The organism is Flavobacterium frigoris, from assembly GCF_900111075.1.
Classification (GTDB): domain Bacteria; phylum Bacteroidota; class Bacteroidia; order Flavobacteriales; family Flavobacteriaceae; genus Flavobacterium; species Flavobacterium frigoris.
Window position 1 is genome coordinate 88,302 of sequence record NZ_FOFZ01000011.1, and the last position, 26,982, is coordinate 115,283.

Consider the following 26,982-nt stretch of genomic DNA (forward strand, 5'->3'; position numbering starts at 1 on the left):
TTTTAAAGTAAATAAAAGCTTAAATGAGGAGAATATTATAAACGAGTACTCAGTTTCCAATTTTTATCAGACTGCAAAAATGACGTGTTATTCATTTTATAAACCTCAGTATATAAAAAATAAAAATGATCAATAAAAAAATTAAACTATTTTCCTGCTGCCTTCCGGTAAAAGGGATTAATAGAGGTGTTGTCATAGATTTTAAAAGAAAAATTTTTCATGTCTTTTCAAATGAAATTATAGATGTAGTAGATGAGTATTCCAATAAATCAATTTATACTATTTTTCAGGATTTTAAAAAAAGTAAATCAATTTTAAAAAAATATATAAATTATTTTGTCGAAAATGAAATAGTTGTGATCTCCAATGAAACAGAAAATTTTATAGACATTTCAACTGAATTTTTAAAACCATTTGAATTAGATACAGTGACTCTTGAACTCGACAGAAACGCTGCGGAATACTTGATTCCCTTAAATGAGCAGTTGGATTTATTGGGGATATCGTGTCTAAAAGTTATTTTAAAAAGGAACAATATTGAAATCTTACAAAAATTACTGGTACTAATCAGTAACAGTAAAATTCAAACAATCACACTATTTGTGGAACATGAAACAGATATTGAAACAGATATAGACGTAATAAAAAATGGGCAACCCAGAATAAATGAGATCATTTATTACAATGTTGAGAATAGCTCCCGCGACATTAGTTTAGATCTGCCAAATATTTATTATGAAAATGGTACAATACAAGAAATCTTTTTTAAAAAGATAAATTCTGCTGAAAACTTCGTCTTGGAACATGAGTATTATATTGAATCATTAAATTTTAATTCTATATATAACAGATCAATTTTTATCGATGCTGAGGGTAACATAAAACGTTATTTAGATGATAAAAAAATTTATGGTAATGTTCTTAAAGGTAAAATTGAAGAAATTATTAAAAATCAAGACTTTACGAATTTTTGGAAAATTACAAAAGATCAAATTAAAACATGTAAAGACTGTGAATTTCGATATGTTTGCCCTGACGGAAGAATACCGGAAAAATCAACAGAAATAAAGCAATATATTCATCAAACGAAGTGTAATTATGATCCCTATAAAAATGTGTGGAATTAAAAAAATAATTAATTCATCATTACTACTATTATTGGCGCCGTTGCTTATCTCTTGTAATGCAACAAGGCAAAATGTAAATAAGCATAATTATTTCAATGAAGATTATTTTTACAATGACTCATTGAAAATCGCTATCGACTTTTGGGGTGCTTTAAATTTTATTAATCCAACAGAGCGGTTGAGACATAGGTTAAAAAGCGAAGGGATAAAATCAATTGACAACAATAAACTATTTTTAGTTTGTGAATCAAAAGCTAATAAATACAAAATGTATTTTTTCTGTGATTCAATCAAATCACCGACGGATTACCAGCGGGTAAATCAAAAAATAACCTCCAACGACACAGTAAATAAAATAGTTTTGTTTGAAAAAAGTAAAGGGCATATAAAAATTACTGGAATTATAAAATCGGAAGGGTCTGATAAAGAGTATAGCTTAAACCTTGCGCAAAATATAATTTCAAAAATTGCTATTGATTCGGTTGATGAAGGCAAATTGTCTCTGTTTAAGGTTTGGTCGAACTATGCTGTTAAAAGGAAAAATCAACTTCAAGCAAGAAAAAAAATCATGACTTTACCATTGACTAATAATCAAAATGGAGGTCTGAAGTCTCAATTTGTGATTACTGCAAATTCGTTTATTTCAGAAAATCACGCATACACTTATCTGATAAAAAATCTCGAACAAGAAAGGAAGATACGTTATAAAGATTTGATTTTAAAGATATCGGAACATTCTGAGATAAAAAAAAACCAAGGGGTGTTTGATGAAATTTCACAATTAGCCAAAAATAATTCGGTAATTATCCTGAATGAAGACCATTATTATCCAAAACACAGAATTTTTGCTATGCAGTTACTTGATGTTCTAAAGCTAAATGGCTTCACCAATATTTCTTTGGAAGCATTTACTGAAAATGATAAATTTACTCCAAATTATAGTAATGGATTCTATACTGGAGAACCTTACTTTGCCCACTTCATTCGGAAAGCAAAAGAAATGGGTTTTATCATAACAGGACATGAAAGTACCGACAATAATATTGACAGGGAGCTGGGGCAGGCTAAAAATATTGCGAAAATATTTGACCAAAACTCAAAGGCCAAAATCTTTGTTTATGTCGGACATTCCCATATAGAAAAAGGAAATAATGGTAAAAAATGGATGGCGCAATATTTTAAAGAACAGACAAATATAGATCCAATAACCATAAATCAAGTTAGTATTTGTGCAGATTTGGCAGATGAACTCATCTTGATCCCAAAACAATCCTTAGTGGGAGATAGTATTCCTAGATCTAATGCAGATTTCTTCGTAATCAATAATATAAAAACTGATTTGCAAAAAGTGTATTTCGACAAAATATTTCAAAAATTTATTTTAAGAAATTCGCTTTTTAAGTCTTTCAAAAGTGAAGAAGTGTTGATTTCTGTTTTTGATATGTCAGAATATCTGGAATTGAAAGAATTAGCAATTCCTATCGTGAATTTTTTACAAATTCCGGAATCTGATAAAATTAAATTGAATCTTCCTAGTGGCAAATATCATGTTGTGGTAAGGACTGAAGATAATAAGGAGTTGTCTAGCAATAATATTGAAGTTAATTAATGTCTAAATTCCCCAACTATATACAAGCAGACTCAAAAGACTGCGGGCCTACCTGCTTGAAAATTGTATCCAAGCACTACGGTAAAACGATTAATATACAAGAGTTACGCGATTTTAGCGAGACGACCCGTGAAGGTAGTAATCTCTTATTTTTAAGTGATGCCGCCGAGAAAATTGGTTTTAGAACATTAGGAGTAAAACTCAATCCTCAGCGATTAGAAGAAGCGCCTTTGCCTTGTGTGTTGCACTGGAATAAAGAGCATTATGTGGTGCTTTATAAAATTAAAAAGGGGGTTTATTATGTGTCAGATCCGGGTTTTGGGCTGATCGAATACAATCAAAAGGATTTTATAAAATTTTGGATTGGTAACAATGCCAATGATACTACCGAGGAGGGAATTGCTCTATTGCTGGAGCCTACACCAAAATTCTTCCAATCAGATTTTGATAAAGAAGACAAAAAGGGTTTAGGATTTGGTCTATTGGCTCAATATGTTTTAAGGTACAAGTCATTCCTAATACAGTTGAGTATTGGGTTACTGGCAAGTAGTTTGTTGCAGCTTATTTTTCCTTTTCTTACCCAAAGTATTGTTGATGTTGGGATTCAAAACCAGAATATTCATTTTATTTATTTAATCCTGTTTGCGCAATTGTTTCTTTTTGCCGGACGAACGGGTTTAGAGCTGATTAGAAGTTGGATATTATTGCATCTTTCGACCCGGATAAATATTTCTTTGATTTCTGATTTTTTCATTAAATTAATGAACTTACCCATCTCCTTTTTTGATGTTCGAATGACGGGTGATATCATGCAACGTATTAATGATCATCATCGGATTGAACGAATCCTAACGACTTCATCATTAAATGTATTGTTCTCAGTGATTAATATGTTTATAATGGGCGGTGTTTTAGCGTATTATAATCTTCAAATATTCTTTGTTTTTTTTGCAGGAAGTATACTTTATTTTGGTTGGATCACTTTGTTTTTAAAACGAAGAGAAGTATTGGATTACAAACGATTTTCTGAAGTTTCCCAAGAACAAAGTAAAGTCATGGAACTCATCAACGGAATGCAAGAGATAAAACTGCACAATGCCGAAAAGCAAAAACGTTGGGGATGGGAATATGTACAAGCTAGATTATTTAGAGTATCGATAAAAGGATTGGTTTTAGAACAAACGCAAACTATTGGCTCATCAGTAATTAATGAGTTGAAAAATATTTTCATCATTTTTCTTTCTGCAAAACTAGTTATTGATGGCTCCATTACCTTAGGGATGATGCTTGCAATAAGTTCTATAGTGGGTAGTTTGAACGGTCCTATTGCGCAATTGATTGAGTTTGTTCGTGAGGTGCAGGATGCTAAAATATCTTTGGCGCGTTTATCTGAAATTCATGACAAAGAAGATGAGACGCAACAAGAAGCACATCAAACTCATATTATCCCAAAAGATGCTGATATTATAATTAAAGACCTTTCGTATCGTTATTTGGGTTCTGATATTCCGGTATTGCAAAATTTAAACTTAACGATTCCGGCTCACAAGGTTACAGCAATTGTAGGGGTAAGTGGCAGCGGAAAAACAACCTTGATGAAATTATTGCTTAAATTTTATGAGCCAGACAAAGGCGAAATCAATTTAGGGAATAGCCAACTAAAAAACATTTCGCAAAAATCCTGGAGGTCTAATATTGGAGCAGTAATGCAGGAAGGATTTATTTTTAATGATACCATTGCCAATAATATTGCGATTGGGGTTGATATTATTGACAAAGAAAGGCTAGTTTATGCCGCAGATGTGGCTAATATAAAAGAATATATTGCAGGTTTACCGTTAGGTTATAATACTAAAATCGGATCTGAAGGAACGGGAATGAGTACGGGGCAAAAGCAACGTTTATTGATTGCTAGAGCGGTGTATAAAAATCCTGAAATGCTCTTTTTTGATGAGGCTACCTCGGCATTAGACGCCAATAACGAAAAGGAAATTATGGGTAAACTGGACACTTTCTTTAAAAATAAAACCGTAGTAGTAATCGCACACCGTTTAAGTACGGTCATGAATGCAGATCAGATTGTGGTTTTAGACAAAGGTAAGATCATAGAAATAGGGAGTCACTCTGCATTAGTGGAACAAAAAGGGAATTATTTTGAATTAGTTAGGAATCAATTACAATTAGGAAATTAGTGTCATGGTAGAGGATAATACAGCATTTGAATTACGCAGTGAAGAGGTTCAAGACATTCTTACGCGTGTGCCGCACTGGATGATACGCTGGGGAACAGTTGTGGTTTTTGGAATTATTATAATGCTTTTCTTCGTGTCTTGGTTCGTTAAGTACCCAGATGTTATTACAACACAAGTTATTATCACAACAAACATTCCTCCTGAAAAATTGGTTGCTAAGACTTCAGGTAGGATTCAATCGATTTTGATTGCTGATAAATCCATCGTGGTTGCAAATACTCCTTTGGCGATAATTGATAATCCTGCGAATTTTAAAGATGTATTTTTGCTAAAAAGCATCCTGGATACCTTAAAAATAAACAATAGCGAAAGTAAATTCCCTTTTGAGTTATTAAGAAATGCTCAATTAGGGGATGTTGAAAGTGCGTTTTCCATTTTTCAGAAAGATGCCGTCGCTTATGATCTCAATTCAAATTTGCACCCTTTTCAAGTTGAAAATAATGCCAATAGCTCCGAAAACATTCAAATTAAAGAGCGATTAAGTCTTTTGCAACAGCAAAAAGACATCAATGAATCTGAATTACAACTACAGAAAAATGATGTTAACCGATTCGAAACCCTATTTAATAAAGGGGTTGTTTCTGCTCAAGATTTTGAGAATAAAAAATTGGGATACCTCCAAGCTCAGAAAAACTATAAAAGTTTATTAAGTAGTATTTCACAATTGAAATCTTCGCTGATCAGTAATCGAAAAAATAGTGATGGTACTAGAATTAGTGGTAAAAAGGAAGAGGTTAATTTAGAAGGAAACAGGATTCAGTCTTTTTATCAACTGAAGAAGGTAATTAAAGATTGGGAGTTGGCTTATGTGTTGAAGTCATCGATTGCGGGGAAAGTGTCTTTTTTACAAATTTGGACAGCCAATCAAACCATAAAAGCGGGTGATAATGCGTTCTCGATAATTCCCACAATAGAAAATGGATATATTGGTAAGGTGAAGGCGCCGGCGCAAAATTCAGGGAAAATTAAGATTGGTCAACAAGTTAATATACGTTTAGCAAATTTTCCTAATAGAGAGTTCGGAACGTTAACTGGAAAAGTAAAAAATATATCGTTAATACCAGATGCAGAAGGGAATTTATTATTGGACATTTCACTTCCGGAAAACCTTAAAACCAATTATAATAAAATAATTCCTTTTCAACAAGAAATGACAGGATCGGCCGAAATCATCACAGAAGATTTGCGTTTGTTAGAAAGAATATTGTATCAGTTTAGAAGTATTCTTAAGGCAAACTAAAGCTTTAAATAAAACTCCTTAGTCATTTCTATATATTCCGGAGTATATACGTGTCTGGCAATCTCAATTGTTAATTCGTCAATAGGGAAGTCTGTAATTTCGTTTCGGCTAAAAGCCAACAGACTGCGTTTGATTTCGGTGGTTGGAGTTCCTTTTACGTGAGTGATTTTTATAGGGTAAAGCTCCATTTCTTTGGCTAAGGCCAAAAACTTTTGTTCTTCTTTAAAAGGAATAATAACAGCGAATATTCCGTTTTCAGAAAGCAATAAATCGGCTGCCTCAATTAAATCTTCAAATGGCAGCGCGTCTTGAAAACGAGCCAAATCTCTTTGGTCGCTTTCTGTTTTGTAGTCTTCAGAATAAAATGGGGGATTGGAAACGATTAAGTCGTACTCGTCTTCCGGTTCCTCTACAAATTCATCTAAACCGGCATGAAAGCAGAATAAACGATCACTCCAAGGAGAATTTTCAAAATTATCCATCGCTTGTTCGTAGGCTTCTTCATCAATTTCTAAAGCGTCAATTTGTTCAGCAAATGTGCGTTGTGCTAACATTAAAGCTATAACTCCAGTTCCTGCTCCAATATCTAAAATACTGAATGGATTATTAGTGATAGGTGCCCATGCACCAAGTAAAACACCATCAGTCCCGATTTTCATGGCACAGCGGTCTTGGTTTACAACGAATTTTTTGAATTGGAATTTAGACAAAACAAAGATTTTAAAGATTAAACCATTAAGAAATTAAGAGAGGTAAGGAAAAAACTTAATGAACCTTAATTTCTTAATGGTTCAAAAATTCACTCTAAAGGTACATCTCGATTAATCCTTCTGGAAGATCCATGATGACTTTTTTATTTTCTCGATCGATCTTAACTAAGAAATGATCAATCATTGGAATAAGGATTTCTACTTCGCCGTTTAAAACTTCAAAAAGTGGTTGAGCAGTTGAGTCATTTATAGATTCGATTTTTCCAACAACACCAAGGCGTTTGTCTTCGACTTCAAAACCAATAACTTCGTGATAGTAGAATTTGTTACCGCTAAGTTTTGGCAACATATTTAGCGGAAGGTAAATGTCGTTACCCATAATGGCATCGGCATCTTCTTCAGTATTCATGTCTTCAAAACGAATTCTTAAGAAATCGTTTTTATGTAAGGAGCTATTTTCAATAAAAAAAGGAACCAAGTGTTTGTTGCATTCAACAAACACTGATTCCAAGTTTTCGTATAACTCTGGTTCATCCGTGTCTAAATAGGCAAGGACTTCCCCTTTAAAACTAAATTTTTTGGCGATTTTACCTAAGTAGAAACAATCTTCTTTACGCATCTTCGCTTATAAATTTATGCTTGAGTTTCTTCGTTGTTTTCTTCTGCAGCAGGAGTTTCTTCAGTTGAAGTTTCAACTTCAGCAACTTCTTCAACAGCAGGAGCAGCAGCTGCAATAGCATCCGCCTCCGCTTTAGCTGCAGCAGCTAAACGTTTTGCGTTTACATCTTGTTCTGCTTTAAAAGCTTTAGCTTTAACATCAGCTTGCGCTTTAGTTAAACCATCTTTCTTAGCGTCAACTGTTCCAGTTTTAGCTTCTAACCAAGTAGCTAATTTTGCATCAGCTTGTTCTTGAGTTAAGGCACCTTTACGAATACCACCATCAAGGTGATGTTTCAATAAAGCTCCTTTGTAAGAAAGAATTGCTTTAGCAGTTTCTGTTGGTTGTGCACCATTGTGCAACCATTTAACTGCACTATCAAGGTTTAAGTCGATAGTTGCTGGGTTTGTGTTTGGATTGTAAGTACCGATTTTCTCTAAGTATTTACCGTCTCTTTTTGAGCGAGCATCTGCTGCTACAACCCAGTAAAAAGGTTTTCCTTTTTTACCGTGTCTTTGTAATCTAATTTTTACTGACATAATCTAAATGATTAAATTTTGAGGTACTCGACCTCTGTTAATTAAGGCTGCAAAGATATACTATTTATTTTAATATGCCAATAGCTTGTTATTATTATGAATTAGAATGGGTTAAGCGGTTTCTAGTCTTATTTTATTGGAATAATTAAGTCTTTTTATCCTTCAATTGTATACTTTTGCTTGTTTAAAGAACTGTTTTCATGAAAAATATTTTCCTTTTTTTTGTCGTGCTTTTTACCTTGATTTCCTGTCAGGAAGATGTAAGGTTTAACAATCCCTCGTTTCAAGGAGTGAAAAACAATGTTTTTTGGAGGGCTAGTTTGTCAACGGCTACTTTAGGTGATAATGGGGCGCTCATAATTACAGGCTATTCAGGGAACGAAATAATTACGTTGAGAACTACTTCAGCTGCAGAGGGAGTGTATGTTTTGGGAAGTAGCGATTCTGAAACTGCTGTCTACGTATTAACGGATGCTACTGCTAAGATAACTTTTGCTACCGGCTCTGGGAAAGGAGATGGTCAGATTGTAGTAACAGAATATGACCTTATCAACAATACAATATCGGGTACTTTTAAATTCAATGCAGAAAACAGCTACGGTAATCCTTTGGCTGGGTCAACTTTGAATTTTCAGCAAGGAGTTTTTTATAAAGTGCCTATAATTGTGCAAGCATCAACAAATTAAGGATTAAGGTGGGTGTTTAATTCTTTTATGAAGTTGTTTTGTGCTTTTTTATGTGTTTTCGGAATAAAATAAAAACAGAAATATGCTAATTTATAGTGGGTTATAAAAAAATAGGAGTATATTTGTTGCATATTATAAATAAGTACATATGAATATTTTTGTTGGAAGCCTTCCATTCAGTATTGAGGAAGCAGATTTAAGAGAGTCTTTCGAGGCTTATGGTGCAGTAGATTCTGTAAAAATTATTACTGATAAATTTACTGGAAGAAGTAAAGGATTCGGTTTTGTTGAAATGACAAATGATGATGAAGCTCAAAAAGCGATTGATGAATTGAACGGTGCAACTGTTCAAGGACGTGCAATTGTAGTTAACAAATCTGAGCCAAAACCAGAAGGAGAAAGAAGAAGTTTTAACAATAACAGTCGTGGTGGAGATTCACGCGGTGGTTATGGTGGTGGAAATAGCCGTGGTGGAGAAAACCGTGGTGGTGGAAACAGAGGAGGATATTAATATTCTTTTTTACAACTATAAAAAAAGGGTGTCAATTTTATTGACACCCTTTTTTTATAGTATTAACTTCTGTTTACCTTATGGGAACAGGAAAGCACTTGCTGTTCCATGTAAATTACTTATTCTTTTTCTAGTACTTTAATATCTTCGACCAAAGATTGCATACTACTTGGATCAAGACTATTGTAGATACCGCGGATGATTCTAGTTTTATCAATCAAAACGAAATTTTCTGTATGTAGAAAAATAAAGCTATCATTATTTTCTCCTAAATCTTCTTCGATAAAATAAAATTTACGTCCTAGATTATAGATTTCTTCTTTGTCTCCAGTAAGTAGCTTCCATTTATTATATTGAATGTTTTTCTTTTTTGCATAAGCCGCAAGCACAGGAACGCTGTCTTTATCTGGCGTTACCGAATGTGAAACCAATTGTATCTGATCATCATTCTTAAACTCAGCCTGAATTTTAGACATGCTATTAGTCATCTTTGGACAAATTCCTGGACAGCTGGTAAAAAAGAAATCTACTACAGTGATTTTGCCATCTAATTCTTTTTCTGAAAACGACTTTCCTTCTTGATCAACCAAATGGAAAGGGCGAATTTTATGAAAGGATTTATTTTGTGGAGTTTCCCAAACGGGTACAAAATCGGATGATTTGTAATAAGGCAGTTTTCTAGTTTTTTCTTGACAAGAAATTACCAAAACACCCAGCAATATAATGGTGTAATATTTTAATTTCATTTGGATTTCACTTTTAGTTTTTGATCCTTGAGCGTATAGCATAAGTTTGATTTTTGCAAACCATATCGACGTCCGTCTTTGGCTTCATAGCTGATATAAGGTTTTCCGTTTTCGCGCCAAGCATTTTGCATGCCATCCTCTCTATCATTTTTATACATTAAAAAACAATAGGGACTTCCGCTCTCATACCATTGTTTTTGCATGCCTTGACGTTTGTCATTGAAATAAGAAAAATCAAATTTTATATTGCCATTTTTCCAATAGCCATAGTGCCGTCCGTAGCCAATACCGTTTTTATAATTTCGTTCTGTTTCCAGCTTTCCATTTTCAAAAAAAGTTTTGGTCGTTCCGTGTTGTTTTCCCTGATAATATGAGGCAAATTTTTTTACAGTATCGTTTTTATAAATTTCTTTTATGAAACCTGAATAGGGCTTATGACTAATATAATAAACCCCGTTCTGTAATTTCAGTTTGTTGTCATTTAAAAAAAATGAAGTATTTGGCACTTGCGAAATATCAACTTTTTCAAAAATGTTATTTGATTTTTTATTCGCTGTTTCTGAACAACTAAATATAAGTTGACAAAACAATAAAATAATAAATTTATTGAGTAAATGTTCCTTTTGTACCATTGTAACTTCCTGATTTTAAGATGTAAAACCTACTACCTAAATATGCTGTATTGCTAGCATGATAATGATAGATAGCCGTAGAAAAATCTGCTGTTATTCCTATATGACCACCATTTGCATCTAAATTTGAAGGGTAACTACCGTCCATATCCTTTCTTGCATAAATGGGAAAACCATCTCTTAAAAATCCTATTAATTTTGCATCATCATTTCCCATAAAATCGCCAGTACAATGGTAATGATAAGTATTTCCAGGTCCAGGGTGAGCACCTGCTCTATCAAAAGAACCAAGTACACCTGCATCTACAGGTACATTTCCACCTTCTCTATCATTATAGATTGGAACGCCATTCAACGCCATACCAATGGGTCCTAACGTTGTAACTTCTTTGGTTGATGCTTCTACAGGATTTGTAGGAATCGTCATTGCATAATTTTGAACTCCAATAGTTCCGGGATTAAGCGTTGAACCAACCATTTGTGCTTCATACAAAGCATGTCCAACACCATAATAGGGTGTAACGTGGTCTGGTGTTCCATTAGATTTTAATGTGATACTGCTACCGCTTGTCGAAATTGTTACAGCGCTTGTATATTTTGATTGTACTGCACTTGTAATAGGAACGCCTGTTGTCGTGGTTGTTGTTGTATCTGTGTTAGTGTCTGAATCATTCTTGCTACATCCTACTATAGTTAAGGCAATAGCAATTACTTTAACCCAATTTTTGTTGTTTCTCATCTTTTTTGTTTTTATGATTAATTTACACTATTTTTTGCGTTCTGGCTTTGGAGCTTTTTTCAACTCTTCGAGTGTTAAAAAGCCATCTTTATTAGCGTCTACTTTGCTGAAATCATCCTGCAACGGACCTTTTACTTCACCTTTAGATAGTTTTCCATCTTTGTTAATGTCCATCTCTTTTATCAGAACTTCTGCAGTTGGTCGATTTTTTCCTTCTTGTCCCCTTGGGGGTTGCGCGTAAGTAAAAACAGTGCCTACTAGTAACATTAAAATGCTGTATACTATTTTACTAATCATTTTGTTTTTCATGATTTTATGTTTTTTATTGACTACAAAGATGAGTTAATATTCTGTGTGCATTTTTTATTTTCAGTGAATGCCAGATAGTTTTCAGTGAAAGGCTCTGCTTAGGTGTATGAGTATTCGTTTTCAAGGGATTAAAAAGTGCTTTTTTTGAGATTGGTTAATATTTATTTTATTTATTTGTACTATGAATAGAACTAATAGAACCGTTTTTCAGCTTTTTTTATGGGCTACTGTTTGGATCATCGTGGGTTTGAACCAAAATGATTTTGTACGCTTTCTTAGAGATAACTACCTTGCGTATATTTGTCAATCATTATTAATTGTAGGACTTGTTTTTGTTCTTGCTCCGAAGCTTCTTTTTAGAAAGAAATATTTGCTATTCACTGTAGTTTCATTAGTTCTTTTAATGTTCTGTGCGTATGTTTCGGGGAGTATAATACAACATGTACAAGATCTAGGAATGCGTCCACCACCACCACCAAGAGGTGGTCGTAACATCCTACCTACTCCCATAGTGATAAATATGCTTTTACTAAGCGTCTCTTATATTTCAGCTATTTTTTTAGAAACTTTTTCTTTTGCTCAAAGGCAGGAGAAAGCTTTGATTTTAAGCAAGTCGGAGAACATGGAAAACGAATTAAAGTTTTTAAAATCCCAGATCAATCCACATTTTTTATTCAATTCTTTAAATAACATATATTCTCTTTCGATTATTGATGCTGGTAAGGCACAAGAATCTATTTTGTATTTGTCAGATATGCTTCGATATGTGTTGTATGAATGCGAAAAACCATTAGTTTCTATTGAAAAAGAGATAACTTATATTGAGGATTTTATTAAGTTGTTTTTACTAAAAAGCAGTAAAAGCTATCCTGTAAAAACGAACTTTTCAATAGATAATCAAGGGCTGCAAATAGCACCAATGTTACTTATTCCTTTTGTAGAAAACGCTTTTAAACATAGTAATATTGAAAATATTGCCGAATCATTTATAAATATAAACATTGTCTCAACCAATGAAGGCATTCATTTTATCATAGAAAACAGCTTTAGAGAAGTGATAAAAAATCAAGATGCTGTTGGTGGAATAGGAATTGTGAATGTTCGAAAGAGATTAAATTTATTGTATGAAAATACACATTCGTTAGAAATAAACGAAAATAATAATACCTTTAGAGTTGAACTAAAAATAGACACTAATGCTTAAATGTATTGTCATTGATGATGAAGAACTTGCTCGAAAATTAATTGAAAGTTATATTGAAAAATTAGACTTTCTAGAATTAGCGGGAAGTTTTGAGAATCCTTTGGAAGCGATTGCTATTCTAAAAAAGGAGCGCATTGATGTGGTATTTTTAGATATTCAAATGCCTGAAATTAAAGGAACTGATTTTGCTAAATTGATTCCGCCGCAGGCTAATATTATTTTTACAACGGCGTATTCTGACTATGCGTTAGAAGGATTCGAACTTAGTGTGGTTGATTATTTGTTAAAACCCATTGGGTTTAATCGGTTTTTAAAAGCAGTTCAGAAAATTAAAAAAGATGCCATAGCTAAAGTCGATACTATTACAGTAAAATCTGGATATGATTTATTCAAATTAAAATATGACGAGATTACCCATATTGAAAGTGATAGTGAATATGCTATTTTTCATACCACTACCAAGAAAATAATGAGTTTACAATCACTAAAATCATTAGAAAAGACATTAGATCCATCCGTTTTCATCAGAGTGCATCGTTCTTTTATTGTAAATAAAACTAAGGTTACCGGACTTAAAAGTAGGGACCTGTTTTTAGGAACAATTCAAATTCCTGTGAGTGATAGTTATTTTGAGGTTGTTAAGAAGGAATTGTTTGGGTAGGGTTGTTACACAGAGATGCGCTGAGGTCTATCAGAGACACTCAGAGAAATTGAATAAATTCTTTTGCGAATCTTAGTGTCTCCTTTTCGAATCTTTGCGAAACAAAAATTCTCTTAAATAAAAAAGCTGCCTCGAATCACGGGACAGCTTTTAGAAATTTATATTTTGAATATTACAAATTAGCTACTAACCAATCTCCAACGTCACTTGTTTTATAAGCTGTTGCTCCTTTGGCAGCTAGATCCTCGGTTACAATTCCTTTTTCTAATGATTTATTTACTGCTGCTCTAATTGTAGCTGCTTCTTCGTGTAGTCCAAAAGCATCTTCAAACATCATTGCTGCAGATAATATGGTTGCCAATGGATTAGCAATATTTAATCCTGTTGCTTGTGGATAAGAACCGTGAATTGGTTCGTACAAAGAAGTATGTTCTCCAACTGATGCTGATGGCATTAATCCCATAGATCCTGAAATAACTGACGCTTCATCGGTTAAAATATCTCCAAATAAATTTTCAGTAATCAATACATCGTACGAGTTTGGCCATTGAACCAAACGCATTGCAACGGCATCCACAAATTCATAACTTACAGTTACTTCAGGATAGTCTTTTTCCATTGCTTGTACCGTTTCTCTCCATAAACGAGAAGTTTCTAATACATTAGCTTTGTCTACACAACATAATTTTTTAGTACGTGTCATCGCTAATTCAAAACCTTTTTTTGCTAAACGCTGTACTTCTGCTTTGGTGTAAGTACAAGTGTCAAAAGCAGTTTCGCCTCCGTCAAGTCTTCCTTTTTCTCCAAAATAGATTCCTCCCGTCAATTCTCTTAAGAAAACTAAGTCGGTTCCTTCGATACGTTCTCTTTTTAAAGGCGAATTATCGATCAAAGATGGAAAGGTAAAAGTAGGACGTACATTAGCAAACAACCCTAATTTTTTACGCATTAGCAATAATCCTTGCTCCGGTCTTACTGGTGCCGATGGATCATTGTCGTATTTTGGATGTCCGATAGCTCCAAATAAAACCGCATCAGCCGCCATACATATTTCGTGTGTTTCATCAGGATAAGGGACTCCTACAGCATCGATAGCGCAAGCACCTGTTAATGCTGGTGTCCAATTTATTTCGTGATTGAATTTTTTTGCAATAGCATCAGAAACTTTTACAGCTTCATTTATAACTTCTGGTCCGATTCCGTCTCCGGCTAAAAGTGCGATTGTATATTTCATGATTGTTTTGTTTTCCTCCCCCCGGCCCCCTCCGAAGGAGGAGGTAACTGGGTGGTTATGGGTTGGGTTATATTTTTTGTTGTTTTATTACTTTAGAGTTTAGCATTTCTTCCTTTGAAGAAATGCTAAACAGCAATAAATTTCTTCTAAACTATTTTTATTCACATTGTCTCCCTCCTCTTCGGGGAGGGTTGGGGTGGGGATTACTCCACATTCAGCATTTTTTGCGTAGCTATAATAGCCGCAACAGTCTGATCTGAGTCTAATCCTCTTGTTTTGAATTCTTTCCCGTTATTAGTCCAGGTAATAATAGTTTCGCATAATGCATCAGAGCTACTTCCTGGCGGGATTCTAACTGCGTAATCAATCAGTTTCGGTAATTGCAGTTCTTTACTTTTATATATTTTTGCCAATGCATTCATAAATGCATCAAACTGTCCGTCGCCCTGAGCGTGTTCTTCAATTAGTTCTCCGTCTATTTTTAAACAAAGGGTGGTTGAAGGGCGTAAACCTTTGGCATGAGAAAGAACGTAAGATTCCACTAGTATTTTTTCTTGGTACGTTTGACTGTCCAGAACATCAGAGATAATATACGGTAGGTCTTCTCTAGTAACAGTTTCTTTTTTGTCTCCTAATTCAATAATTCTTTGGGTAACTAATTTTAAATCTTCGGCATTTAGCTTTAATCCTAGTTCTTGAAGATTTTTCTCAATATTAGCTTTACCAGAAGTTTTTCCTAAAGCGTATTGACGTTTTCTGCCAAATCGTTCGGGAAGCAAATCGTTGAAATACAAGTTGTTTTTATTGTCTCCGTCAGCATGAATACCAGCAGTTTGAGTGAAAACATTGTCTCCTACGATGGGTTTGTTAGCGGGGATTCTATATCCTGTAAAAGTTTCTACCAGTTTACTTACAGAGTATAAAGATGATTCTTTTACATTGATTTGAACGTCAGGCATGAAATCATTGATTACGGCAACCGTACTTTCAAGAGGTGCGTTTCCAGCACGTTCTCCCATTCCGTTTACGGTAACATGCAATCCTTGAATACCTGCTTTTAATGCTTCCATAACATTAGCAACACTCAAATCATAATCGTTATGCGCGTGAAAGTCAAAATGAGTATGTGGGTATCTCTTTATAATTTTCGAAATAAACTCAAACGTTTCAGAAGGAATCAAAACTCCTAAAGTATCCGGTAATAAGATTCTTTTAACTGGTTGTTTTGTCAGAAAGTCCAAATATTGGAAAACATAATCAGGAGAGTTGCGCATTCCATTGCTCCAATCTTCCAGATAAACATTGGTTTCAATACCGCTTTCTTTTGCTAATGCAATAGTATGAGCAATTTCGGAGAAATGTTGTTTCGGCGTTTTTTTTAATTGATGCGTTAAATGATTCAGTGACCCTTTGGTCAATAAATTTTGAACTTTAGCCCCTGCTTTTTTCATCCATTCGATAGAAAGACCTCCGTCTACAAAAGTTAAAACTTCGATTTTATCATCGTATCCTTTGGCCGAAGCCCAAGTCATAATTCCTTTTACTCCTTGAAATTCGCCTTCACTTACTCGTGCCGAAGCGATTTCGATTCGATCAACATTTAATTCTTCCAACAACAATTGTGCAATGGTTAGCTTTTCTGCAGCAGAAAAGGATACTCCTGAGGTTTGTTCACCATCACGGAGCGTCGTATCCATTATTTCAATTTTTCTTTTTTCCATTTCTAAATTTGATGCTAATACGATTTTGAGTTAAAGAATTACCAATCGTACAATTATATTTTATAAAATAATAAAAGCAGTTACTTCAGCATATCCTAAAAGGGATGCTTCCGTAACCGCATAAAGTTGATTGTACTTAGTAAGGAAGTTTGTCTGCAAAAGCTACAATGTCTTCTTTGATGTTTTGCAAATAATCGATATCATCAAAACCATTTAGCATATTATTCTTTTTGTATCCGTTGATATCAAAAGATTCTTTTTCGCCTGTAGCTAACAACGTAATTGTTTGTGCTTCGAGGTTGATTTCTAGTTCTGTTTTTGGATCAGCTTCTATTGCGCTGAAGATTGCATCTGCAAATTCTGGACTTACTTGAACTGGTAAAACACCAATGTTTAAGCAATTTCCTTTGAAGATGTCAGCAAAGAAAGACGACACAACAGCACGAAATCCGTAATCGTAAACTGCCCAAGCAGCGTGCTCACGAGAAGAACCTGAACCAAAGTTTTTTCCTCCCACTAGGATTTTTCCTGAGTAAGTTGGGTTATTCAAAACGAAATCTGCCTTAGGTGTATCATCTCCATTGTATCTCCAGTCACGGAAAAGGTTGTCTCCAAAACCAACACGCTCGGTTGCTTTTAGGAAACGGGCCGGAATGATTTGATCTGTATCTACGTTTTCTATGGGTAACGGCACTGCGCTACTAGTAAGAATATTAAATTTATCGTATGCCATGGGAATTTTAGATTTTAGATTTTTAATTTTTGAATTCAGATTTGCTGTTTGGCAATAGAATGTCAAAATGTAAAATCATATATTTTATAATAATTAAATATTTTCAAAAGAACCAAAAATGTGATAACGATTGATTTTAAATCTAAAATCAAAAATCGTTAGTCTACATTCTTAAATCATTAAGTCTCTCGGATCTGTTAATTTTCCAGTAACTGCAGCTGCAGCAGCCATAATAGGACTTGCTAACAACGTTCTTGAACCCGGACCTTGACGTCCTTCAAAGTTTCTGTTTGAGGTACTTACTGAATATTTTCCAGCTGGTACTTTATCATCATTCATTGCTAAACAAGCAGAACATCCTGGTTGACGTAATACAAAACCAGCTTCAGTAAGAATGTCTAACAATCCTTCTTCTTTAATTTGTGCCTCTACAACATGTGAACCTGGAACTAGCCAAGCGGTTACATTATCTGCTTTCTTGCGTCCTTTTACAATTTCTGTAAAGGCTCTAAAATCTTCGATTCTACCATTGGTACAACTTCCTAAGAAAACGAAATCAATTGGTTTCCCAATCATTACGTCATCTTCTTCAAAGCCCATATAGGCTAAAGATTTTTTGTAGGTTTCCGCTCCACCTTCAACTTGGTTGGCAGTTGGGATATTTTTTGAGATACCAATTCCCATTCCTGGGTTAGTACCATAAGTAATCATAGGTTCGATATCTTCTGCTTTGATGTTTAGTTCCGTATCAAAAATGGCATCAGCATCTGTTTTTAGGGTTTTCCAGTAGGCTACAGCTTTTGTCCAAGCTTCTCCTTTTGGAGCGAATAATCTTCCTTCTAAAAAGTCGAATGTTTTTTGGTCAGGAGCAATCATACCACCACGAGCACCCATTTCGATACTAAGGTTACAAACTGTCATACGGCCTTCCATTGACATTTCTTCAAAAACATTTCCGGCGTATTCAGCAAAATATCCTGTACCTCCAGAAGTGGTTAATTGAGATATAATATAAAGTGCAACGTCTTTTGGTCCCACACCTTTACTCAAAGTTCCATTTACGTTGATACGCATTTTCTTTGGCTTAGGCTGCATGATACATTGTGTCGCCATCACCATTTCAACCTCAGAAGTTCCAATTCCGAAAGCAATAGCTCCAAAGGCACCATGAGTAGAAGTATGTGAATCACCGCAAACGATCGTTGCACCTGGTAATGTAATTCCGTTTTCAGGACCTACGACGTGCACAATTCCGTTTTTTGGGTCACCTAGACCCCAGTGAGAAATACCGTATTCGGCAGCATTGTCTTCTAAGGCTTTCAATTGATTCGCAGATAACGGATCTTCAACAGGTAAATGTTGGTTTATGGTTGGGGTATTGTGATCGGCAGTGGCAAAAGTACGCTCTGGGTATAAAACGGTAATGTTTCTAGATTTTAGACCTAAAAAAGCAACAGGACTCGTAACTTCATGAATGAAATGACGGTCAATAAAAAACACATCTGGTCCATCTTCAATTTTACGCACAACGTGCGAATCCCATACTTTGTCAAATAATGTAGTGCTCATTTTACTTTTTTTTAATTGTAATTCTACGATGCCAACTTATCTAGTCATCGTAATAGGGAACAAAATTATAAAAAGTCGCCAAAGCGTCAACTTCGATATTTCAATTTATACGATACCCAAAGTCTGTTTCAGGGGGGAAGTAGTTCTTTTTTTTAGATTCTAGATTTTGTAGTTAAAGGCAGAATTTTTTTTTAGACTTTGTATTTATTTAAGCACAATATTTAGCGCTAGTTTTGTTTTTACGAATAGCGGAGTATTTGAACTGCTTTTCGCTGTTGTTATTTGAAATAAAGCAATCCAATACTATTTATTTTATTAAATCTGCAATGAAACTTCTTTTAGTGAAATTTTATTTGAGTTCTTTTTTTGTAGTTTACAGTTGGTTTACTACTACTTTAAGATCATTTTTTAATCGTTTTTCTTACTTCAATACTACGACATCCAAAGAATGATTATCTTTTATTTTCATGAAATTGAAAGAGTTCCCAAGAGAGGAATTAATCATTTCCTGAACAATAAGAATTTGGAATATATGTATTTTATGTTAAATTCTCTGGACGAATTGATTCCCACTTTCTCTATACATTTTATTTGTTTTAGGTCAAAACGGGTATTTATACCTGTTTTAAATGAGCAGCTAGTTAATACATTTGTTCGAAAGTTTGAACTAGCAGCTGTATTAAAGTTTTTGGTGTACTAAATAAAGGATTGTTTTTAGAAAGTGAGTAATTTTATTTTTTTTAAGAAGAATAATAGGATATTAGTAAGGTTTTTACTGATGCATGTATATGATTTATAGTTCTTTAGTGGTAAGATGTAATGCTGGATAGAGAAATTGTTCGATGTCCAGTTTTTAAGATATATTTTTTTTGTAGTGCCTATGTTTTATGACTCATTTTTCAATGTTTTAAAAACGTTTGACGATAGAATTAGTTTCATGACAATAAATAGCGGTTTCATGACATTTTTTTTCCTTGTCCCTCAATTGTAGTTTAATTTTGATTGATTAGATAGTACAACGGGTATTTATATGTGGAGTTAGTTCTGATTTCTTACTTAGTTTTGCTCGAACTTAATTTTAATAAAAAATAGATTTATGGAACAAGTTATTGGACAAATTCAAGCTTTTGCTTTTAATTTCCCGCCAAGGGATTGGGCTTTTTGTGATGGACAAATTTTAGCAATTTCTACGAATACAGCTTTGTTTTCGTTAATAGGCACCACTTTTGGAGGAAATGGAACATCTACTTTTGCACTGCCTGATTTAAGAGGACGTACCATTGTACATCCCGGTAGTGGGCCTGGTGTAAACACAATTGATTATGGAGAAAAAGGAGGTAGCGAAAATACGACTTTAACAATCTTCAACATGCCTTCACACAACCACCTTTTGGTAAACGGAACAGCAGCTGGTCAGGTTAACGTGACTACCAATACAGTTGTTAACACAAGTAACAATGGAGGATCAAATGAATCTGACAGTGGAAATAACTCATTGGGATCTGGATCAGCATACCCTAACACCTATAGCGAACCTCCAATAGGAACCACAGATAAAATAGGTGGAGTGACATCATCAAGTACAATTAACGGATCAACTGCCTTAGCAGGAAGCAATATCCCTTTCAGTAATAGAAGTCCATATCTTGGAATTTATACAAGTATTGCTTTAAATGGTATTTTTCCTTCCAGAAACTAAAATGGAACTTTAAATATCTTTATTAAGGTATTATCATTATATAGGTGAAAGGAAAATGGTTTTATTTTCCTTTCATTCTTATTAAAACTAAAAGTCATGACTTCCGAAATAAAAATAGGCATATTAGTTCCCCAATCAAAACAATATAAAACCCTAGACCGGGATTTTATTCGAGGTATTAAATTAAATGATTTACCCGTAAAATATTATATTGAAAGTATTGGATTGGGAGCCGACGATCAACTTATAGTAGATAAAATCCAAAAATTGCATCATCAGGAAGAAATCAATATCATTATTGGTTTTTTTGGACATCATAATATTTCAAGGGTTTATGAATATGCTGCTGCCAATGACATTCTTTTAATTGCATCTGATTTAGGGGCTACATTACCCTATTCATTGGGAAAATTTACAGGCGTTTACATAAATTCCTTTGGATTAAACGAATCCTCTTATTTGTTGGGAAGCTATTTTAACACTAAAGACTACAGAAATATTTGCAGTTCATCGTCCTATTATGATGCAGGGTATGGGATTTTAGCCGCTATCGAAACTTCGTTTAAAAAAAATAACATTTCTTTTTCTGGACATTACGTCACACCCTTTTATCCAAGAGAAGACGAAGTCCAACAAATGCAACAAGCCATCGATGCCAATAACACTCAGGTTGTCTTTGCGATCCACAGCGGATTATATGCCGAGGAACACGGGGAATTTATTTCAGAAACTTCTTTACTTAAAAAATACCCCTATTATACCACTCCGTTTTCATTTAATGAAAAAATGCTTTCAATCAATATAGTCGACACTGTTTTTATTGTAAGCTCATGGCTTAAAAACGACTCTAAAACGGATACTTGCAATTTTACCGAAAAATATGAAAGATCATATGATGACGCTCCTTCAATATTTGCATTATTAGGGTATGAAAACGGTCTGATTATAAAAACCATATTAAAAATGGGAAGCTTTAATACTTCGCAGAAAGTATTAATCGCAGAAATGACAAAGTTGAAAGTAAATGGCCCCAGAGGGAATATTCAATTCGATTTGGATACAAACCGTACATCATTTAATCACTTCATCTTTAAAGTAGTTCATGATGATGAAAATAATTTTTATTTTGAAAAAACGGACACATTGGAAAACGATGGATGTTTTATAAAAGCAATAACAAAAGAGAATACACCGCCCAAAATTGGAGGGTGGCAAAATGCATACCTATGTCACTAAATTAAATCAATTAACTATGAGAAGAAAATTATTTTATTATTTCCTTTTATTATGCTGCGTTATGCTGCAGCAAAACATAAAAGCACAAACACTAACTGCAGGAGACATTGCTTTTGTGGGTTATGACTTCGGAACTACCGACGGATTCTCTTTCATTGCCTTAAAAACCTTACCTGCTGGTGAAACCTTATATTTCACTGAAGAAGGTTGGGATGGATTAGCTTGGGGGAATGTATTTGAACCACACATTGAATGGATTATTCCATCGGGTATCACCTGCGGAACAATTGTATCAATAGTTGAAACCAGTGCAAACACGTTTACCGTAACTGGTTCTTCAAATGCTGTGACTTTACTGGATCCAACTGGAACAGCCACAAATTTTAACTTGTTAGGTGGGGACCAAATAATTGCTTACCAAAGTGCGTCGGGAGTAAGACCTTCGACTCCTAACTTTATAGCTGCTGTTCATGCAGATTATAATGTAACAAATTACAATGCCGTAACCACATGGAACGATACTATGCCGGTAAATGCAGGATCTGAAAGTGTTGTGCCAACCGGATTAACAAATGGGGTCGATTGTATCTCCCTTTTCCCTAGTCCCGGACCTGAGGTTTCAAACAGTAAATATACAGGAACTCTTACCGGTACAGCGGTAGCGTTGAGAGCCAGCATAAACAATCCGGCTAATTGGGCCCATGATGGAACTACATCACTCGGAATATTGCCTTCAGACTACATCACTCCTTCAGTAAGCTGTCCAGTGACAGTAGCTCCAACTGTTACGACAACAAGTGCTACAGGCGTCGGTGCTGTAAAAGCGACACTTGGTGGTAATGTAACTGCTGACGGAGGAGCAACAGTAACAGAAAGAGGTATTGTTTGGGCAACTACTGCAAATCCTACCACTGCAAATAATAAAGTAGCTATTGGATCAGGAACAGGAAGTTTCTCTTCACTTGTGTCTTCTTTGCCGTCTGCAACGCTAATTAATTTTAGATCTTACGCCATAAACTCAGTGGGAACTTCCTATGGAGCTAATACTACGTTTACGACCAATGCGGTCTTATCGGCTACCACGTCACAAACTAATGTGTCTTGTAATGGTGGTTCGAATGCATCTGCAACAGTGACTCCTGCGGGAGGAAAGACCGCTTATACTTACGCTTGGTCTCCGTCTGGTGGTTCAGGAGCTACTGCTTCTGGTTTAACAGCAGGGGCTTATAGCTGTACAATAACAGATGGTGAGAGTAGTTCAATTGTCAAAAATTTTACTATAACGCAATCAACTGCCATTGCTTTTACTCCAGCTTCGCAAACCAATGTTGGATGTAATGGTGCGGCTACTGGTGCGGCTACTGTAAATGCTGCCACAGGAGGAGCTGGTGGTTATACTTATGACTGGACGCCAGGAAATCCTACGGGTGATGGGACACCTGCTGTTACAGGTTTAACAGCAGGTGTTTGGACTTGTACGGTTACAGACGCTAATTCTTGTGCTAGTTCACAAAGCTTTACTGTAACGCAGTCATCAGCCATTGCATTAACCCCAGCTTCGCAAACCAATGTTTCTTGTAATGGAGGATCAAATGGAGCAGCAACTGTAAATCCTGCCACGGGAGGCGTAGGTGGTTATACTTACAACTGGACGCCAGGAAATCCTACGGGTGATGGAACAACTAGTGTATCTGGATTAACAGCAGGTGTTTGGACTTGCACGGTTACAGATGCTAACGGATGTACAAAATCGCAAAACTTTACTGTAACGCAGCCATCAGCAATTGCCTTAACTCCAGCTTCGCAAACCAATGTTTCTTGTAATGGAGGATCAAATGGAGCAGCAACTGTAAATCCTGCCACGGGAGGCGTAGGTGGTTATACTTACAACTGGACGCCAGGAAATCCTACGGGTGATGGAACAACTAGTGTATCTGGATTAACAGCAGGAACTTGGACTTGTATGGTTACAGATGCTAACGGATGTACAAAATCGCAAAACTTTACTGTAACACAACCTACAGCAATTACAGCTACTACTTCTCAAACTAATGTAAGTTGTAATGGTGGTTCTAACGGATCTGCAACTGTAGCCACTAGCGGTGGGACAGCTGGTTATACATACTCATGGGCTCCAACCGGAGGAACAGCTGCAACTGCAACTGGATTATCTGCAGGACCCTATACGGTGACTATTACAGATGCTAATGCATGTACTGCTACTAAAAACTTTACTATTACGCAACCAAGTACTTTATTAGCAACTGCTATTTCACAAACGAATGTAAGTTGCAATGGTAGCGCTACTGGATCAGCGACCGTAGTCCCTAGTGGCGGTACTGCAGGTTATACCTATTCATGGGCTCCATCTGGCGGGACGGCTGCAACTGCAAGTGGACTTTATGCAGGAACCTATACGGTAACAATTACAGATGCTAACGCATGTACAGCTACTACAACCTTTATCATTACACAACCAAGTGCTTTAGTAGCAACAGCTATTTCACAAACGAATGTAAGTTGTAATGGTGGTTCTAACGGATCTGCAACTGTAGCCGCTAGTGGCGGAACTGCAGGATATACATATTCTTGGTCTCCATCAGGAGGAACAGCTGCAACTGCAACAGGACTTTCTGCAGGAACCTATACGGTAACAATTACAGATGCTAACGCATGTACAGCTACTAAAAACTTTATCGTAACACAGCCTTCGGCTATCACGGCTACCACTTCTCAAACTAATGTTTCTTGTAATGGTGGTTCAAACGGTTCGGCTACAGTATCAGCTTCTGGCGGAACTGCAGGTTATACTTATTCATGGTCCCCATCAGGAGGAACAGCTGCAACTGCAACAGGACTTTCTGCAGGAACCTATACGGTAACAATTACAGATGCTAACGCATGTACAGCTACTAAAAACTTTATCGTAACACAGCCTTCGGCTATCACGGCTACCACTTCTCAAACTAATGTTTCTTGTAATGGTGGTTCAAACGGTTCGGCTTCGGTAACTGTTTCAGGTGGGACTCCGGGTTATACGTATTCATGGTCTCCATCAGGAGGAACAGCGGCAACTGCAACTGGACTTGTTGCTGGTGCTTACACTGTTACTATTACGGATGCAAACGGTTGTACGGCTACAAATAATTTTACGGTAACACAGGCTACAGCCATCACAGCTACTACTTCACAAACGAATGTGGCTTGTAACGGTGGTTCAAATGGTTCGGCTTCGGTAACTGTTTCAGGTGGGACTCCGGGTTATACGTATTCATGGTCTCCATCAGGAGGAACAGCTTCAGCTGCAACTGGACTTGTTGCTGGTGCTTACACTGTTACTGTTACGGATGCAAACGGTTGTACGGCTACAAATAATTTTACGATAACACAGCCTACAGCCATCACAGCTTCTACTTCACAAACGAATGTGGCTTGTAACGGTGGTTCAAATGGTTCGGCTTCAGTAGGCGTTTCGGGTGGAACTCCGGGTTATACTTATTCATGGTCTCCATCAGGAGGAACAGCTGCAGCTGCAACTGGACTTGCTGCAGGGAATTATACGGTAACTATTACGGATGCTAACGGATGTACAATTACAAGGAGTTTTACTGTAACACAGCCTACAGCATTGAGTTTTACAACTACTACTTTGCCTAAGTATGATTATAATACTGCCTATTCTCAAACAATTGGGGTAATAGGAGGTACAGGAGTTAAAACCTATATGGTTACAACAGGAAGCTTGCCTGTAGGGTTTGCCTTGTCTTTAAATGGGACTTTAACAGGAATTTCAACTCAGGTAGCTGATAGTAATTTTACGGTTACGGCTACTGATTCAAATGGCTGTCTTGCTACTTATAATTATATTTTACAATTAAGTCAAATACCAATAACAGTTACAGCAAATGCAGTAACAAAGGTTTATGGTGATGCTAATCCTAGTCTAACTTATACAGTGACACCTGCATTATTAGCTGGGGATAGTTTTACAGGTAATTTAGTTCGAACAGTAGGAGAAAATGTTGGGACTTATGCTATAAGTGTAGCAACACTCTCGGCAGGTTCTAAGTATTTAATGACATATGTTCCTAATAACTTTGCTATTACTGCTAAGCCAATCACCGTAACAGCAAATGCTTCTCAAACGAAAGTGTATGGAGCCGTTGAACCTAGTTTGACTTATTCAGTATCACCTACTTTAGTAAGTGGAGATTCATTTATTGGCTCTTTAACAAGAACAGCAGGTGAGAACGCGGGATCTTATGCGATTACGCAAGGAAGTTTGAGCGCAGGTTCAAATTATAATGTTACTTACGTAGGTGCTAATTTTAGCATTACTAAAGCAAATCAGACTATTAGTTGGAGTCAAACTTTAGGATTTGATTGTGATGTAGCGGCTACAGCGATTTTAACAGCTACTTCTACTAGTGGTTTGCCAATAAGCTATACTTCTTCGAATGCTAATGTGGCCGTTGTTTTAAATGGGGTATTAACCTTTACTAATTTTGGTTCGGCAACAATTACTGCTACACAAGCAGGTGATGGTAACTATAATGCTGCTTCGGTAGTAACAGTACCAGTTGAAAAAAGCCAACCCAATTTGATTAGACAGCAATTCGATACTGTTATTTTCTTTGATAATAGTTCTAATAGTTTTATAACGTATAGCTGGTATAAAAATGGAGCTTTAGTGGCGGGTCAAACGGCACAATATTTTAAAGATAGCGAATTTTTAAGTGGGGTGTATTATGCTAAAGCTACAAAAGCAGATGGTACAGTAGTTACGGCTTGTCCTTTGACATTCTCTCCTTCAATCGAGCAAGAGTATTTAAAAATTACGCCTAACCCTGTTAGAAGTAATTCAAGCTACCAGTTGATAACTAATGTTACACCGGCTAAGTTGCAAAACGCACGTGTTATGGTGTTTAATATCCTTGGAACGGTAATCATGGACAAAGTCATTAACGAAAGTACAATAGAGATGGTGGCGCCAGTTGTTGAAGGGATTTATATTATAAAAATGACCTTGGCAAACGGAAAAATTCTCATAAAAAACCTTTTAGTTAAAAATTAAAAAAATCAAGTTATTAAGAGTAAGAAATCCTCATTTTATAAGAATGGGGATGGATTATTCTAATAGTAAAAATAGAAAAACATATGAAATTTG

Annotated in this window: 22 protein-coding genes; 11 read left to right on the top strand and 11 right to left on the bottom strand. The window is 35.5% G+C overall.

Features of this window, described 5'->3' with window-relative positions; translation table 11 throughout:
- Positions 1 to 125: 125 nt before the first annotated feature.
- Genes gwsS through BMW63_RS13730 form a run of 4 tightly spaced genes read left to right on the top strand, consistent with a single transcriptional unit; the run spans position 126 to position 6,228 of the window.
- Positions 126 to 1,127, top strand: coding sequence for a grasp-with-spasm system SPASM domain peptide maturase (gene gwsS, locus BMW63_RS13715; RefSeq protein ID WP_074724049.1), 1,002 nt, complete (start codon positions 126 to 128; stop codon positions 1,125 to 1,127).
- On the top strand, positions 1,099 to 2,736 hold the full coding sequence (locus tag BMW63_RS13720; protein WP_175460294.1) for a hypothetical protein: 1,638 nt from the start codon (positions 1,099 to 1,101) through the stop codon (positions 2,734 to 2,736). The genes gwsS and BMW63_RS13720 overlap by 29 nt, the downstream gene beginning before the upstream one ends.
- Positions 2,736 to 4,928, top strand: a complete 2,193-nt coding sequence (locus BMW63_RS13725; protein WP_074724051.1) for a peptidase domain-containing ABC transporter — start codon at positions 2,736 to 2,738, stop codon at positions 4,926 to 4,928. The genes BMW63_RS13720 and BMW63_RS13725 overlap by 1 nt, the downstream gene beginning before the upstream one ends.
- Before the next feature lie 4 nt (positions 4,929 to 4,932).
- Positions 4,933 to 6,228 carry an HlyD family secretion protein gene (locus BMW63_RS13730; RefSeq protein WP_074724052.1) on the top strand — a complete coding sequence of 432 codons (1,296 nt, stop codon included), beginning with the start codon at positions 4,933 to 4,935 and terminating at the stop codon, positions 6,226 to 6,228.
- Here BMW63_RS13730 and BMW63_RS13735 read toward each other — a convergent pair.
- From BMW63_RS13735 to BMW63_RS13745, 3 genes are all read right to left on the bottom strand, one after another.
- Positions 6,225 to 6,887 (bottom strand): tRNA1(Val) (adenine(37)-N6)-methyltransferase, encoded by a 663-nt coding sequence (locus BMW63_RS13735; RefSeq protein ID WP_074724053.1) that lies wholly within the window; start codon positions 6,885 to 6,887, stop codon positions 6,225 to 6,227. The genes BMW63_RS13730 and BMW63_RS13735 overlap by 4 nt on opposite strands.
- Positions 6,888 to 7,032: 145 nt before the next feature.
- On the bottom strand, positions 7,033 to 7,557 hold the full coding sequence (gene rimM, locus BMW63_RS13740) for a ribosome maturation factor RimM (RefSeq protein ID WP_074724054.1): 525 nt from the start codon (positions 7,555 to 7,557) through the stop codon (positions 7,033 to 7,035).
- A gap of 14 nt (positions 7,558 to 7,571) precedes the next feature.
- Positions 7,572 to 8,135 (bottom strand): 30S ribosomal protein S16, encoded by a 564-nt coding sequence (locus BMW63_RS13745; RefSeq protein WP_074724055.1) that lies wholly within the window; start codon positions 8,133 to 8,135, stop codon positions 7,572 to 7,574.
- 200 nt (positions 8,136 to 8,335) lie between these two features.
- On the opposite strand from BMW63_RS13745, the gene BMW63_RS13750 reads away from it, so the two are divergent.
- Positions 8,336 to 8,821, top strand: a complete 486-nt coding sequence (locus tag BMW63_RS13750; protein ID WP_074724056.1) for a DUF6252 domain-containing protein — start codon at positions 8,336 to 8,338, stop codon at positions 8,819 to 8,821.
- A 148-nt stretch (positions 8,822 to 8,969) separates the two neighbouring features.
- A complete protein-coding gene (locus BMW63_RS13755; protein ID WP_007137132.1) occupies positions 8,970 to 9,332 on the top strand; it encodes an RNA recognition motif domain-containing protein in 363 nt (120 codons plus the stop codon).
- Positions 9,333 to 9,451: 119 nt separating this feature from the next.
- Here the strand turns inward: BMW63_RS13755 and BMW63_RS13760 are convergent, their stop codons facing one another.
- The 4 genes from BMW63_RS13760 to BMW63_RS13775 are packed head-to-tail and all read right to left on the bottom strand — an operon-like array spanning position 9,452 to position 11,758.
- A complete protein-coding gene (locus BMW63_RS13760) occupies positions 9,452 to 10,078 on the bottom strand; it encodes an SCO family protein (protein WP_074724071.1) in 627 nt (208 codons plus the stop codon).
- Positions 10,075 to 10,710: a toxin-antitoxin system YwqK family antitoxin gene (locus tag BMW63_RS13765; RefSeq protein ID WP_074724057.1), complete on the bottom strand. Its 636-nt coding sequence runs from the start codon at positions 10,708 to 10,710 to the stop codon at positions 10,075 to 10,077. The genes BMW63_RS13760 and BMW63_RS13765 overlap by 4 nt, the downstream gene beginning before the upstream one ends.
- Entirely contained in the window at positions 10,682 to 11,449 is a 768-nt protein-coding gene (locus BMW63_RS13770) for a YHYH protein (protein ID WP_074724058.1), read from the bottom strand. The genes BMW63_RS13765 and BMW63_RS13770 overlap by 29 nt, the downstream gene beginning before the upstream one ends.
- Before the next feature lie 27 nt (positions 11,450 to 11,476).
- Positions 11,477 to 11,758 (bottom strand): EF-hand domain-containing protein, encoded by a 282-nt coding sequence (locus BMW63_RS13775; protein ID WP_083380502.1) that lies wholly within the window; start codon positions 11,756 to 11,758, stop codon positions 11,477 to 11,479.
- A 181-nt stretch (positions 11,759 to 11,939) separates the two neighbouring features.
- On the opposite strand from BMW63_RS13775, the gene BMW63_RS13780 reads away from it, so the two are divergent.
- Complete coding sequence (locus BMW63_RS13780) at positions 11,940 to 12,962, top strand: sensor histidine kinase (RefSeq protein WP_074724059.1); 1,023 nt, start codon at positions 11,940 to 11,942, stop codon at positions 12,960 to 12,962.
- Positions 12,955 to 13,623, top strand: coding sequence for a LytR/AlgR family response regulator transcription factor (locus tag BMW63_RS13785; protein ID WP_074724060.1), 669 nt, complete (start codon positions 12,955 to 12,957; stop codon positions 13,621 to 13,623). The genes BMW63_RS13780 and BMW63_RS13785 overlap by 8 nt, the downstream gene beginning before the upstream one ends.
- 172 nt (positions 13,624 to 13,795) lie before the next feature.
- Here BMW63_RS13785 and leuB read toward each other — a convergent pair whose 3' ends face one another.
- The 4 genes from leuB to leuC all read right to left on the bottom strand — a co-directional run bounded on the left by leuB (position 13,796) and on the right by leuC (position 18,880).
- Positions 13,796 to 14,857 carry a 3-isopropylmalate dehydrogenase gene (gene leuB, locus BMW63_RS13790; protein ID WP_074724061.1) on the bottom strand — a complete coding sequence of 354 codons (1,062 nt, stop codon included), beginning with the start codon at positions 14,855 to 14,857 and terminating at the stop codon, positions 13,796 to 13,798.
- A gap of 203 nt (positions 14,858 to 15,060) precedes the next feature.
- The gene (locus BMW63_RS13795; protein WP_074724062.1) at positions 15,061 to 16,578 is read right to left on the bottom strand and encodes an alpha-isopropylmalate synthase regulatory domain-containing protein; all 1,518 of its coding nucleotides are present in this window, start codon (positions 16,576 to 16,578) and stop codon (positions 15,061 to 15,063) included.
- Between the two features lie 136 nt (positions 16,579 to 16,714).
- The gene (leuD, locus tag BMW63_RS13800; protein ID WP_074724063.1) at positions 16,715 to 17,311 is read right to left on the bottom strand and encodes a 3-isopropylmalate dehydratase small subunit; all 597 of its coding nucleotides are present in this window, start codon (positions 17,309 to 17,311) and stop codon (positions 16,715 to 16,717) included.
- Positions 17,312 to 17,482: 171 nt separating this feature from the next.
- Positions 17,483 to 18,880: a 3-isopropylmalate dehydratase large subunit gene (leuC, locus tag BMW63_RS13805; RefSeq protein ID WP_074724064.1), complete on the bottom strand. Its 1,398-nt coding sequence runs from the start codon at positions 18,878 to 18,880 to the stop codon at positions 17,483 to 17,485.
- Between the two features lie 1,096 nt (positions 18,881 to 19,976).
- Here leuC and BMW63_RS13810 point away from each other — a divergent pair.
- The 3 genes from BMW63_RS13810 (at position 19,977) to BMW63_RS13820 (ending at position 26,889) form a co-directional block, all read left to right on the top strand.
- Positions 19,977 to 20,579, top strand: a complete 603-nt coding sequence (locus BMW63_RS13810; protein WP_074724065.1) for a phage tail protein — start codon at positions 19,977 to 19,979, stop codon at positions 20,577 to 20,579.
- Positions 20,580 to 20,675: 96 nt separating this feature from the next.
- Positions 20,676 to 21,815, top strand: a complete 1,140-nt coding sequence (locus BMW63_RS13815) for an ABC transporter substrate-binding protein (RefSeq protein WP_074724066.1) — start codon at positions 20,676 to 20,678, stop codon at positions 21,813 to 21,815.
- 16 nt (positions 21,816 to 21,831) lie between these two features.
- The gene (locus tag BMW63_RS13820) at positions 21,832 to 26,889 is read left to right on the top strand and encodes an MBG domain-containing protein (protein WP_175460295.1); all 5,058 of its coding nucleotides are present in this window, start codon (positions 21,832 to 21,834) and stop codon (positions 26,887 to 26,889) included.
- The last annotated feature ends 93 nt before the right edge of the window (positions 26,890 to 26,982 follow it).